Here is a 12594-nt window from a genome sequence, read left to right on the forward strand (position 1 = left end):
GGTCAGATAAAGCCCAGCAGTGACAGCACAAAATAACCGGCTATCGCAATCACCACAGGCAGAACGTACAGCGGGAAGATCTGCAGGAAAATGGTGTGGCGGGGAACGCGCACCTTCTCCTCAAGCTGCTGACGGCTGCGTCCTTCGCTACCCTTAGCCTGTTCCAGAATCATCTGGTCCTCAATGCCCTCTTTCACATGACGCGCCTGACGTGCCATCCGCGCGCCAGAGGACTCCAGTGCCAGCCCGACAAAAATCAGGATATAGATCAGCCAGAAGCCCAGATTCATCTGACCATTAAACTCCGGAACCGGCGAATTATGCCAGAAGACGTTCAGGAACGGCGTATTGAAGCGAAGCATATCCACAATCACATGAACAAAATCGAGCATCACTGCGTCGATGCCCGGTTGCTTCTCGCTGTGCTTAAACATAAAGCTCAGAACTGAAATAATGGTCGACAGCAGCGCCACTAAAAACAGCAGCCAGCCCGCCACACGCTTGAGGATGGCGATGCGGCCAGCCTGTTGATAGGTCATATTTTCTCCTTTGCCCGGATTCCGGTTTGCCGTAAGTCTACCTGCCAATGGCGAAATTTCCCAAAAAAAGCGTGGCCGAACAGGCAGAGAGCAAGCCTGCGGATAATAGTGGTAAAGTAAAACCAACTTTATAAGGAGACTTCTGATGCCCTGGCACCGCCCTGTCCACGCCGCCCTGTTTGATATGGATGGTTTACTGATCGACTCTGAACCGCTGTGGGATCAGGCCGAACTGGATATCTTTTCAACGCTGGATGTCGACCTGACACGTCGCAACGAACTGCCCGATACGCTGGGTCTGCGCATCGACCAGACGGTGCGCATGTGGTACGAAACACTGCCGTGGCAGGGTCCCTCGCAGCAGGAGGTGACGGAACGCATTATTGCGCGCGCCATGACACTGGTGGAGCAGAATCGCCCGCTGCTGCCGGGCGTGGAAACGGCCCTGCAGCTCTGTCGCGACCAGGGACTGAAGATCGGCCTGGCCTCCGCCTCACCGCTCAGGATGCTGGAGCAGGTGCTGGAGATGTTTAACCTGCGCCACTATTTCGACGTACTCTCTTCCGCAGAATCCCTGCCTTACAGCAAGCCGCATCCGCAGGTCTATCTCAACGCCGCCGACAGCCTGGCGATCGATCCGCTCAACTGCATGACGCTGGAAGATTCGTTTAACGGCATGATCGCCACCAAAGCCGCGCGTATGCGATCAATTGTGGTGCCCGCCGCTGAACACCGTGACGATCCTCGCTGGGCGCTGGCCGATGTGCGGCTGACGAGTCTCAGCGAGCTTAGCCTGCACCATCTGCAGGGATAATCATCAGCCCGCCTGTGCGGGCTTTTTTTTTGCCTTCTCTCACCTCTTCATGATCCGCGCCGCAAAAAATAAAACATAGTTTCATTTTTATTGAATTGATGATTCACTCTTCCTAAGATGCATTTATTCCCCGTCCGGGGCGTGCACACCCTGACCTGCAGAGAGGAGTGAGATGGAGATTCGTCAAAGCATTCACAGCGATTACGCAAAACAGCTCGACACCGAGGCGCTGCGGCGCGCATTCCTGATTGAGAAAATTTTCACTGCGGATGATTACACCCTGACCTACAGCCACATCGACCGCATCATCATTGGCGGCGTGATGCCGGTGCACCAGCCGGTCACGATCGGCGATGAGATGGGAACGTCGCTGGGCGTCAGCTATTTCCTCGAACGCCGTGAGCTGGGCGTGATTAACATCGGCGGACCGGGTCAGGCAGAGGTTGACGGTAAGACCTGGGAGATTGGCCATGAAGAGGCGCTCTATATCGGCAAAGGCGCGCGCACTCTGCAGTTCCGTAGCCTGGATCCGGCACGACCCGCCCGCTTCTATTTCAACAGCGCGCCGGCGCACTGCACCTTCCCGAACAAAAAGATCACCCTTTCCGAAGCGGCCAGCACCACGCTGGGCGCTGCCGCCACTGCCAATCGCCGCACCATCCACAGGTTTATCGTGCCGGAGGTCCTGCCCACCTGTCAGCTCACCATGGGCCTGACCAGACTGGAGGAAGGCAGCCTGTGGAACACCATGCCCTGTCACACCCATGACCGCCGTATGGAAGTCTATTTCTACTTCGACCTGCCGGAAGAGAGCGCGGTCTTCCACATGATGGGAGAGCCGCAGCAGACCCGGCATCTGCTGGTGCATAACGAACAGGCGGTGATCTCACCCAGCTGGTCTGTTCATGCCGGGGTCGGCACGCAGAATTACGCCTTTATCTGGGGCATGGTGGGCGAGAATCAGGTCTTTGATGATATGGACCCCGTCAACGTCAGCGCACTGCGCTGAGCAGAGGAGAATCACCTGTGATACTGAACAGTTTTGATTTAACCGGCAAAGTGGCCATCGTGACCGGCTGCAACACCGGTCTGGGCCAGGGGATGGCACGCGGACTGGCGCAGGCGGGCTGCGACATTGTGGGCGTCAACCGTTCAGCGGCGGATGAAACGCAGCGTCAGGTTGAAGCGCTGGGCCGCCGTTTCTGGCCGGTGACGGCCGACCTGATGCATAGCGAGCTGGCTACAAAGGTCGTGGAACAGGCTGTCGCCGCGACGGGCAGAATCGACATTCTGGTCAATAACGCCGGGATCATCCGCCGCGAAGATGCCCTTAACTTCAGCGTGCAGGACTGGGATGATGTCATGAACATCAACAGCAAGTCGGTGTTTTTCCTGGCGCAGCAGGCAGCGCGCCAGTTTATTGCACAGGGCGGCGGCGGCAAAATAATCAATATCGCGTCGATGCTGTCGTTTCAGGGCGGCATCCGTGTGCCCTCTTATACCGCCTCGAAAAGTGCAGTGATGGGGCTCACGCGCCTGATGGCAAACGAGTGGGCGAAGCATGGCATCAATGTCAACGCTATCGCACCAGGCTACATGGCAACCGATAATACCGAACAGTTGCGTAACGACGCGGTGCGCAGTGAAGAGATTCTGGGCCGTATTCCGGCAGGCCGCTGGGGCACGCCCGGGGATATGATGGGCCCGGTGGTGTTTCTGGCTTCCTCTGCCTCGGATTACGTCAATGGCTATACACTGGCGGTCGATGGTGGCTGGCTGGCGCGTTAATCTTTTGCACGGACAGTGTTTCACTGCTGTCCGCTGTTGAAAAAATTCATGCTTCGTTACAGCGTCACATGTTCTCATTTACTGGACAAATCCCTATACTGGATGCATCGACAGTTTTCTTTGCAACCAGGTTCTATCATGACGGGCGAAGGCCACATCATTTTTGCCATTGCCAGCGCTATTTTCGCAAAGCGTGCTGAGCTGACACCCGTGCTGGCACAGGCCGACTGGTGGCATCTTGTTCCCTCAGCACTGCTGACCTGCCTGCTGCCTGACATTGACCACCCTAAATCTTTGCTGGGACAGCGGCTGCGCTGGCTCTCTCACCCCATTGCGCGGGCGTTCGGACATCGCGGCTTTACCCACAGTCTGCTGGCGGTGGCCGCCGGCTTGTGGCTTTTTCAGATAAACCTGCCCCAGTCGTCGCCGATACCGCCAGACGTGCTGCAGGGGCTGACGCTGGGCTACCTCAGCCATATCGTGGCCGACATGCTGACGCCCGCCGGGGTGCCGCTGCTGTGGCCCTGCCGCTGGCGCTTCCGCCTGCCGATTCTGCGCAGTCAGAAAGGGAATCAACTGGAGCGGGCGCTCTGTCTGGGTCTGGTAGGCTATGCGCTCTGGTTCCCGGTCGGGATGCCATCTTTTGGTGCAAATGGCTGGCCGACTCAGCTGTTTGACACGTTGCAGAATGGCGTGGGTCGCTTACTTTCCACACATCATGCGCAATAAATCAGCACAAAACGCCATTAAGTTATAACCCATGCCATTTGGATATAAGGCACCCTCTCTGCCTGCTGTTACCATTCCTGCTGTCTTAATTCGTGATTAACATTATGCGGCCTTCCCGACCCGGAAGGCCGCATTACTCTGGAGTTTCAGTATGGACCTTCCTCTTACGCTTAATATCGTGGCCTTTGTGGTGCTGCTGGTATTACTCTCCCGCTTCAGCCGTCAGAACTGGAGCCTGTCGAAAAAAGTCCTGACCGGTCTGGTGATCGGCGTGCTGTTCGGCCTGGTTTTACAGCTGATCTACGGCGAAAACAGCGCAGTGGTTAAAGCGTCTATCAGCTGGTTCAACATCGTCGGTAATGGCTATGTTCAGCTGCTGCAGATGGTTGTGATGCCGCTGGTGTTCGTCTCTATTCTCAGTGCGGTGGCGCGTCTGCATAACGCCTCGTCGCTGGGAAAAATCAGCGTTCTGACGATTGGCGTTCTGCTGTTTACCACCGCCATCTCGGCACTGGTGGGCGTCTTTGTCACCGGGCTGTTTGGGCTGAGCGCGGAAGGTCTGGTTCAGGGCGTACAGGAAACCGCACGTCTCAGTGCGATTCAGAGCAACTATGTCGGTAAGGTCGCCGATCTTACCGTTCCACAGCTGGTGCTCTCTTTTATCCCGAAAAACCCGTTTGCCGATCTGACCGGCGCCAACCCGACCTCGATTATCAGCGTAGTGATTTTTGCTGCCTTCCTGGGTGTGGCTGCCCTGCAGTTGCTGAAAGATGATGAGGCTGAAGGTCAGCGTGTGCTGGTGGCTATTGATACCCTGCAGTCGTGGGTCATGAAGCTGGTGCGTTTAGTGATGAAGCTCACCCCTTACGGTGTGCTGGCGCTGATGACCAAAGTGGTCGCCGGTTCTAACCTGCAGGACATTATTAAGCTGGGGAGCTTTGTCGTCGCCTCTTATCTCGGCCTGGCCATCATGTTTGGTGTCCATGCGCTGCTGCTGTCAATCAACGGCATCAATCCGCTGCGCTTCTTCCGCAAAGTGTGGCCGGTGATCACCTTCGCCTTTACCAGCCGTTCCAGCGCGGCCACTATTCCGCTGAGTGTTGAAACCCAGACCCGTCGTCTTGGCGTGCCTGAATCAATTGCCAGCTTCTCCGCCTCCTTTGGTGCCACTATCGGTCAGAACGGCTGTGCCGGTCTCTATCCGACCATGCTGGCGGTGATGGTCGCGCCGACGGTCGGCATCAACCCGTTTGACCCGCTGTGGATCGCCACACTGGTTGGTATGGTCACGCTGAGTTCGGCAGGCGTAGCGGGCGTCGGCGGCGGTGCCACCTTTGCGGCCCTGATTGTGCTGCCGGCGATGGGCCTGCCGGTGACGCTGGTGGCGCTGCTGATCTCCATCGAGCCGCTGATCGATATGGGCCGGACGGCGCTGAACGTCAACGGTTCCATGACCGCCGGTTCCCTGACCAGCCGCTGGTTAGGCCTCACCGACAAGCGCGTGCTGGACAGCGACGACAACGCAGAACTGGCGCACCGCTAATGGCTTTACACCTGGCGCATCCGCGCCAGGTTCTCCTCTCTTCTCCATAATCCTCCCCGTTAATGGCGACGCCGTTAAGAAAGCGTTAAGCGTGGTAAACAGGCGAAAATCTGCCGCTTTAGTGCTTGTCTTTGCTCGTGAAAAGGCGAATTCTGCCCTCAGACTTATGAGGAGAACGTCCGATGAAAAAAATTATCGCCTCGCTTCTGACGCTGACGCTGCTGACGCCTGCGCTGGCGCTGGCCCATCCCTGGGGCCCGCCGGGTGGCTGGGAACGCCATGGTGGAGCCGGTCCGCACTGGGGCGGCCCTGGCCCCCACTGGGGAGGGCCGGTGCGCTTCTTACCCGATGCCGCAACGGCGGTGCTGATCGGCGGGCTCACCTACTACCTGCTGAACGGCAGCTATTATCAGCGTCACGGCGATGAGTATGAGGTGGTCGAGCCCCCTGAGGAGTCGCGGGTCAGCAATGAAATGCGGGTACTGGATTTTAATGGTAAACGCTTTTACGTGCAGGCAGGCCACTACTATCAGCGGCAGATCGATGGTGACTATGTTGAGGTGCCGCGTCCGGCAGGATTGTAACGCTGCGCCAATGAAAAACGGCCCGCCATGATGACGGGCCGTTTGCTATTCAGCAAGAGGCTTACTGCTGCGCCTGCGGATCGGTGTCGTACTCCGCACAGCTCTGGAAGCCGTAGTTCATCACACGGCCGGTATCGTTGTAGCTTACGAAGTAAGTCTGCGCTTTACCGTCGCGCTGGCCCAGAACGTAGGTCTGGCAGGTGCCACGCGCGTGAACCATGGTGATTTCAGTTGATGGCGCACCGGCAATCTGACGAACCTGATCGCGGGTCATGCCCTTTTTAACATCCTTAACCACTGGCTTAGTCACGTAGCTTTCCGCACGATCGTAAGTCGTACAACCAGACAGTGCAGCCAGCGTCAGCGCCGCAGCGATACATCCCATCACTTTATTCATCTTGTTGTTCCTCATTGATTGTCCATGTGGAATCAAGCCTGGAACAGAAATCCTGATATATCAAGTTTATGAAGAACAATTCGTGGCGGCGTGACTGTCAGGATTCCGTAAAGGAAGCTGTGTTACGGTCAGCGCGCACGTATACTTCCCGGCCATAAGGACAGCGGCCAGCCCCCTTTTGCGTGCGGCTGCACGCCTCAATTTCGACATGATGCGGCAAGGAGCCGCTCTGCTGGCCTGCCCGATTTTTGTTTACGCCATTGCTGACAACGCTGAGGATCAATGACCCCTGTACATGCAAACCGCCTGGCCTATGCCATCACACTTGGCCTGCTGGCCGCTCTGGGCCCGCTCTGTATCGATCTTTATCTGCCTGCACTGCCGCAGCTGGCGCAGGATCTCCACACCGAAACCGCGACCGCGCAGCTGAGCCTGACCGCCGGTCTGCTGGGGCTGGGCTTCGGCCAGTTGCTGTTTGGCCCGATGAGCGATAAGGCGGGCCGTCTGCGCCCGCTGACGCTCTCCCTGATTCTGCTGTTTATCGCCTCACTGGGCTGCGCGCTGGCGCAGGATATCCACCAGCTGCTGCTGGCGCGCCTGTTCCAGGGGTTAGCAGGCGCGGGCGGCGCGGTGCTCTCAAGGGCCATTGCCCGTGATATGTACAGCGGCCACGAGCTGACGCGCTTTTTCGCGCTGCTGATGCTGGTGAATGGCCTGGCCCCGATCGGTGCGCCGGTGCTGGGCGGCGCACTGATGACGATTTTAGACTGGCGAGGCATCTTTATGGTGCTGGGCGGGATAGCCATCCTGCTGATTCTGCTGGCACGCTGGAAACTGCATGAAACGCTGCCTGAGGCGCGACGCAGTCAGGGGTCGATCTTTTCCGCCTATGCGGCACTCGGGCAGGTCGTGACCCATCGTCCCTTTATGGGATTCTGCCTGACTCAGGGCTTTATGATGTCTGGCATGTTTGCCTATATCGGTGCCTCGCCCTTTGTGCTGCAGCAGCTTTATGGTCTCTCGCCGCAGGCGTTCAGCTTCTGCTTTGCCGCCAACGGCATCGGTCTGGTCATTGCCTCCCAGACCAGTGCCCGCCTCTGCCCGCTCTGGGGCGAATACCGGGTGCTGAAAGGCGGACTGACGCTGGCCTTTGTGGCCTCCGGCCTGCTGCTGCTGGCCGCGCTGTGTCAGGCGCCGCTGGCTCTGCTGCTGGTGGCGCTGTTCTTTTCCATCGCCAGTAACGGCGTGATCGCCACCACCGCCTCCTCGCTGGCGATGCAGAGTCAGGGGCATCGGGCGGGCAGCGCGTCCGCCGTGATCGGCGTGACGATGTTCACGCTGGGGGCGATTAGCGTGCCGATCACCGGCATCGGTGGCACCTCGGTGGTGAGCATGTGTGCCACCCTCTTTGGCTGCTTCATGATGGCGATTCTGATGTTCAGCGTGCTGGCAAAAAAACCACAGCAGTCGCTGAAAACTCACTGATTTCGCAACGTTTAGCTGAAATCCTTTGCCGCTTTGGCTTGTTGTTTTCGCCAAGGCACGTTAGCTTTAATAACACGTTCGCATCGAGCCGACAGCCACTGACCTGAGGAGAAGTTCATGTCACTGCAGCAGGAAATTATTGAAGCACTGGGTGTGAAGCCCACTATCGACGCCAGCCAGGAAGTGCGGGTCAGCGTCGATTTCCTTAAAGCCTATCTGAAACGTCACAGCGGACTGAAAACGCTGGTGCTGGGGATCAGCGGCGGTCAGGATTCGACCCTGGCGGGTAAGCTGGCGCAGATGGCGATCGCGGAGCTGCGTCAGGAGAGCGGGGACAACGACTACACCTTTATTGCGGTGCGTCTGCCTTACGGCGTGCAGGCCGATGAGCAGGATTGCCAGGATGCCCTGGCCTTTATCCAGCCCGACCGTTCGCTGGTGGTCAACATCAAAGAGTCTGTGCTGGCCAGCGAGCGCGCCCTGAAAGAGGCGGGCATCACGCTGTCCGACTTCGTTCGCGGCAACGAAAAAGCGCGTGAGCGAATGAAAGCGCAATACAGCATCGCGGGCATGACCCGGGGTGTGGTGGTTGGCACTGACCACGCCGCCGAGGCGGTTACCGGTTTCTTCACCAAATATGGCGATGGCGGTACCGACATCAATCCCCTGTTCCGTCTGAACAAGCGTCAGGGCAAGCAGCTGCTGAAACATCTGGGCTGCCCGGAGCATCTCTACCTGAAGAAACCCACTGCCGATCTGGAAGATGATCGTCCCGGCCTGCAGGATGAGGTGGCGCTGGGTGTCACCTACGAGATGATTGATGATTACCTGGAAGGCAAAAGCATCGACCCGGAAAATGCCCGCATTATCGAAGGCTGGTATCTGAAAACCGAGCACAAACGTCGCCCGCCGATCACAGTATTTGACGACTTCTGGAAGTAATGTCCCGCCTCCTTTGCGCCGGCAAAGGAGGTTTTTCCCACTGACCCTGTTGATTGCTGCATGTCTGCCACCGTTTCGCGCGCCACCCTTATCGGCCTTGTCGCCATTCTGCTCTGGAGTACCACCGTTGGCCTGCTGCGCAGCGTCAGCGAAGCCTTTGGCGCCACCGGAGGCGCGGCGCTGATCTATAGCACGACGGCGCTGCTGCTCTGTCTGACCCGTGGCCTGCCGCGTCCCGGCGCGCTGCCCGCGATCTATCTGTGGCTGGGCGGTGCGCTGTTTGTCGGCTACGAAATCTGTCTGGCACTGGCGATCGGCCTGGCCAGCGATCGCAGCCAGTCGCTGGAGCTGGGAATGATTAACTACCTCTGGCCCTGCCTGACGATTGTGCTGGCCATCCCCTTTAATCAGCAGCGGTTCCGTCTCTGGCTCTGGCCGGGTCTGCTGCTGTCGCTGCTGGGGATTGTCTGGGTGATGAAAGGCAGCGGCAGCGGTTCGCCCTCTCTGCTGTGGCAGAATATGCTGCGTAATCCCGCCGCCTATAGCCTTGCTTTTATCGCCGCCCTGACGTGGGCAATCTACAACAACCTTACCCGGCGCGTTGCCCGCGGGGCGAACGGCGTCACGCTCTTTTTTATCCTGACCGCCCTGGCGCTGTGGCTGAAGTTTGCTCTCAGTCCGCAGCCGCAGCCGATGACCTTTGCGCCGATCCCGCTGCTGGAGGTGGGGTTTGTCGGGCTCTCTACCGCCGTCGCCTATTCCGCCTGGAATCACGGTATCCAGCAGGGCAACCTGACGCTGCTGGCCACCGCCTCCTATTTTACGCCCGTGCTGTCGGCACTGCTGGGATCGCTGTGGCTTGGCCTGACCCCGCCGCTGGCCTTCTGGCAGGGTGTCGCAATGATTACGCTGGGGTCGCTGCTCTGCTGGCTGGCGACGCGCGGACAGTAATCAGACCACTGGCGATCATTTCATCAGGCTGTTATGCTGTATGGACAACCAGTAAATGGAGTCCATTTTGGTCAGACGTGCTGCTATGCTTCGCCCCGAACCCGATGCGAATGCAATTTATCAATATCCCGAACACCTGCGTGAATGGCTGGAAGGCCTGCCGAATCGTCCCGGCGTCTACACCTTCCACGGAGAAAGCGAGTCGCTGCCGCTCTATATCGGCAAAAGCGTGAATCTGCGTTCGCGGGTCATGTCTCACTTCCGCACCCCTGACGAGGCGAAGATGCTGCGTCAGTCACGGCGTGTCAGCTGGATCCCGACCGCTGGCGATCTGGGCGCGCTGCTGCTGGAAGCACAGATGATCAAAACCCAGCAGCCGCTGTTCAATAAGCGATTACGCAAGAACCGGCAGCTCTGTTCGCTGCAGATCACCGACACTAAACCGCAGGTGGTCTACGCGAAGGATCTTGATTTCAGCCAGTCGCCCAATCTGTTCGGACTTTACCGCAGCCGCTTTGCTGCCATTGAACGCCTCAAGCAGCTCGCGGATGAGTATCAGCTCTGTCACGGTCTGCTGGGGCTGGAAGCACTAAGCGCGGGCCGGGGCTGTTTCCGCTCGGCGCTGCGGCGCTGCGCCGGCGCCTGTTGCGGCAAAGAGCCGGTCAGCGACCACCAGGATCGGCTGCTTGAAGCACTGGAAAACGTGCGGGTCTTCTGCTGGCCGTGGCAGGGAGCAGTTGGCCTGGTCGAAGAGGGAAAAGAGATGACCCAGATCCATGTTATCGATCACTGGTTCTATCTCGGCTCGGTCGACAGCATGGAGGAAGCGCGAAAACTGCAGCGGCCTGAAGGCGGTTTTGATCACGACGGCTATAAAATCCTCTGCCGTCCGATTCTCTCAGGTGCTTACCCTATCCTGCCGCTATAAAAAAACCGCCGACGCTGCCCACTCACCTCCAGTGGACAGCGCCGGCGGTCTCAGACCGTTAGCTCAGGGCTTATTCAGCCGGTTCGGCTGGCGGTGCCATCTGGCCTTCACGCGGGCCTTTCTCTGTCAGACGCTTTTCAAAGTCAGCGTTGTACTGTTTCTTCTGCTCCGGCGTCAGCACGTTGTAGAGCTTGTTCTGGGTTTCCAGCATCTTCAGCGCATGTGCTTTCGCATCGGCGGACATCTTCTCTGCCTGCGCTTCTGCTTTGCTCTTATCGAAGCTGTCAGCCGCGATAATGCTGTGGGCTGCACGGCGCTCATCCAGTGACGGGCGCGTCATCTCTTTACGGCTCTCTTTCAGGATGTCGCGCATCTGAGTCTGCTGCGCTTCGGTCAGGTTCAGCCCTCTGAACATCCGATCCATACCGTGGTGCATTGGCGGTTTGTGCATCGCTTTTTCGCTGCCAGCCGGGGGTGGCGTCAGATTGTCAGCAGCAGCATGGACGGCGCTGGCTGCACCAAACGCCAGCGAAGAAGCCAGTAAAAGGGAAGTCAGTTTGCGCATAATCGTGTCCTTCTGTTTCATGATAATGACGACAGCACTCTGTCGCGTCTTCGGAAACAAGCATACGACGCTGAACGTCAACTACTCAGAACCTGAGTAAAGCCATGAAAGCATAAAAGACAAAAAACCGGCAATCATGAAGAGAATGAGAAGAAAGCGGCGAGAAATTGAAAAAGAGTATGAATTTACGGTGAATTTCGCAGAAATCGTGGAGGAGTGTAAGGGTTCTGACAGGAAAGCGGAAGAGGATCTGGCGCTTTCCTGCCGATTTTTTTCAGGCTGATCCACCTGATTCAGGGCAACCTGGCCTCAGAGCGGCAGCGCCTGCGTCTGTTCGCCCTCCTCAATCAGCATCAGCCCGGCCCGCAGTCCAGCGGCCACGCTGGGGTTCGGGAACAGCACGTACTCTCGTGCCTGCTGCACGTAATAGCGTTTTTCGCCATCCTCTGCCAGCAGGGTGCCCTGCGGAAAGGCGGTGAAGTTGAGCGTTTCCGGCGACATGTGCAGCGTGAACTGTTCGCTTAACCGGGTAATTTGTTGTACGACCCGATAGTGGCGTGGGCTGGCCGGGACGACAGGCATCGGCTCGCCATAAACTAAGGCTGCCAGCGCCTGCTGAGCCGCACGGAACTGACTGAGGTCATTCTTGCCGAACGGCAGTGCCTTACCCAGCTCCAGCGTGCAACTGGCCGCGCCAAAGTGTTCACTGCTGAAATGGGTAAAGGTGCCGCCAGGTGCACGATGAAAGACCAGCGCCTCAAGACCAGCGGCGGCCAGCCAGTCAAGAAATTCGGGCGGCCAGGGCCGTTCACTGTGCGGCATGACGCCAAACTGCGTGTGCCAGGAGCCGCGAATCGCCGTGTGCATATCGAGATGCCAGCGCGTTTCATCACAGGCCCCCTGCTGCCAGAACGTCTCCATCGTCTGCTCCAGCCGCAATACGCGCCGCGCCTCATCGCAGTCATCGACCTGCTGCCAGCGTCCGCCGAACAGCCGGTTAATGTCATAACGCACGTAGCGTTTCCCGGTGCGCAGTGCAGAAGGATTGCCCAGAATCACCAGCAGACGCTGCCGCAGGGGCTTCTCGCCCCGCAGCAGCGCATTGACCAGCTGATTAACGATCTCAACCGGTGCGGTTTCGTTACCGTGAATACCGGCAGAGATCACCAGCGCCTGACTGACCGGCTCGGCTGGCTCCAGTATCAGGATGCCATGATATAACCACTGCCAGCGAAGATGCGCCGTTTCGCCTCTGCACTGATGCGGCGCTTCGCCGGAGAGCGTCTGCTGTAAAAAGTCCTGCATTATTCCTCCTGTTCGCGATGAGCG

General features: G+C 58.2%; 14 protein-coding genes. 10 read left to right on the top strand and 4 right to left on the bottom strand.

What is annotated here, in order from left to right; all coding sequences use genetic code 11:
* Positions 1 to 2: 2 nt before the first annotated feature.
* Positions 3 to 539, bottom strand: coding sequence for a YniB family protein (locus RT657_RS01885; RefSeq protein ID WP_313652009.1), 537 nt, complete (start codon positions 537 to 539; stop codon positions 3 to 5).
* Positions 540 to 684: 145 nt separating this feature from the next.
* Between RT657_RS01885 and hxpB the strand changes: the two genes are divergently transcribed.
* The 6 genes from hxpB to RT657_RS01915 all read left to right on the top strand — a co-directional run bounded on the left by hxpB (position 685) and on the right by RT657_RS01915 (position 5997).
* On the top strand, positions 685 to 1353 hold the full coding sequence (gene hxpB, locus RT657_RS01890) for a hexitol phosphatase HxpB (RefSeq protein ID WP_313652011.1): 669 nt from the start codon (positions 685 to 687) through the stop codon (positions 1351 to 1353).
* A gap of 172 nt (positions 1354 to 1525) precedes the next feature.
* Positions 1526 to 2362, top strand: a complete 837-nt coding sequence (kduI, locus tag RT657_RS01895; RefSeq protein ID WP_313652013.1) for a 5-dehydro-4-deoxy-D-glucuronate isomerase — start codon at positions 1526 to 1528, stop codon at positions 2360 to 2362.
* Between the two features lie 17 nt (positions 2363 to 2379).
* The gene (gene kduD, locus RT657_RS01900; RefSeq protein WP_313652015.1) at positions 2380 to 3141 is read left to right on the top strand and encodes a 2-dehydro-3-deoxy-D-gluconate 5-dehydrogenase KduD; all 762 of its coding nucleotides are present in this window, start codon (positions 2380 to 2382) and stop codon (positions 3139 to 3141) included.
* Positions 3142 to 3279: 138 nt separating this feature from the next.
* On the top strand, positions 3280 to 3870 hold the full coding sequence (locus RT657_RS01905; protein WP_313652017.1) for a metal-dependent hydrolase: 591 nt from the start codon (positions 3280 to 3282) through the stop codon (positions 3868 to 3870).
* Positions 3871 to 4021: 151 nt separating this feature from the next.
* The gene (locus tag RT657_RS01910; RefSeq protein ID WP_313652020.1) at positions 4022 to 5413 is read left to right on the top strand and encodes an L-cystine transporter; all 1392 of its coding nucleotides are present in this window, start codon (positions 4022 to 4024) and stop codon (positions 5411 to 5413) included.
* Between the two features lie 182 nt (positions 5414 to 5595).
* On the top strand, positions 5596 to 5997 hold the full coding sequence (locus RT657_RS01915; protein ID WP_313652023.1) for a DUF6515 family protein: 402 nt from the start codon (positions 5596 to 5598) through the stop codon (positions 5995 to 5997).
* Between the two features lie 61 nt (positions 5998 to 6058).
* Here RT657_RS01915 and osmE read toward each other — a convergent pair whose 3' ends face one another.
* Positions 6059 to 6394 carry an osmotically-inducible lipoprotein OsmE gene (gene osmE, locus RT657_RS01920; protein WP_111139102.1) on the bottom strand — a complete coding sequence of 112 codons (336 nt, stop codon included), beginning with the start codon at positions 6392 to 6394 and terminating at the stop codon, positions 6059 to 6061.
* A 282-nt stretch (positions 6395 to 6676) separates the two neighbouring features.
* On the opposite strand from osmE, the gene RT657_RS01925 reads away from it, so the two are divergent.
* The 4 genes from RT657_RS01925 to cho all read left to right on the top strand — a co-directional run bounded on the left by RT657_RS01925 (position 6677) and on the right by cho (position 10700).
* Positions 6677 to 7879, top strand: a complete 1203-nt coding sequence (locus RT657_RS01925) for a multidrug effflux MFS transporter (RefSeq protein WP_313652025.1) — start codon at positions 6677 to 6679, stop codon at positions 7877 to 7879.
* A gap of 117 nt (positions 7880 to 7996) precedes the next feature.
* A complete protein-coding gene (gene nadE, locus RT657_RS01930; protein WP_313652028.1) occupies positions 7997 to 8821 on the top strand; it encodes an ammonia-dependent NAD(+) synthetase in 825 nt (274 codons plus the stop codon).
* A 60-nt stretch (positions 8822 to 8881) separates the two neighbouring features.
* Positions 8882 to 9772 (top strand): aromatic amino acid DMT transporter YddG, encoded by an 891-nt coding sequence (gene yddG / locus RT657_RS01935; RefSeq protein WP_313652031.1) that lies wholly within the window; start codon positions 8882 to 8884, stop codon positions 9770 to 9772.
* A gap of 67 nt (positions 9773 to 9839) precedes the next feature.
* Positions 9840 to 10700: an excinuclease Cho gene (cho, locus tag RT657_RS01940; RefSeq protein WP_313652034.1), complete on the top strand. Its 861-nt coding sequence runs from the start codon at positions 9840 to 9842 to the stop codon at positions 10698 to 10700.
* 70 nt (positions 10701 to 10770) lie between these two features.
* Here cho and spy read toward each other — a convergent pair whose 3' ends face one another.
* Positions 10771 to 11265, bottom strand: a complete 495-nt coding sequence (gene spy, locus RT657_RS01945; protein WP_313652037.1) for an ATP-independent periplasmic protein-refolding chaperone Spy — start codon at positions 11263 to 11265, stop codon at positions 10771 to 10773.
* Positions 11266 to 11574: 309 nt separating this feature from the next.
* Positions 11575 to 12570, bottom strand: a complete 996-nt coding sequence (gene astE / locus RT657_RS01950) for a succinylglutamate desuccinylase (RefSeq protein WP_313652040.1) — start codon at positions 12568 to 12570, stop codon at positions 11575 to 11577.
* Positions 12571 to 12594 lie beyond the last annotated feature (24 nt).

The sequence above is a fragment of the Pantoea sp. genome, assembly GCF_032114055.1.
GTDB lineage: Bacteria > Pseudomonadota > Gammaproteobacteria > Enterobacterales > Enterobacteriaceae > Pantoea.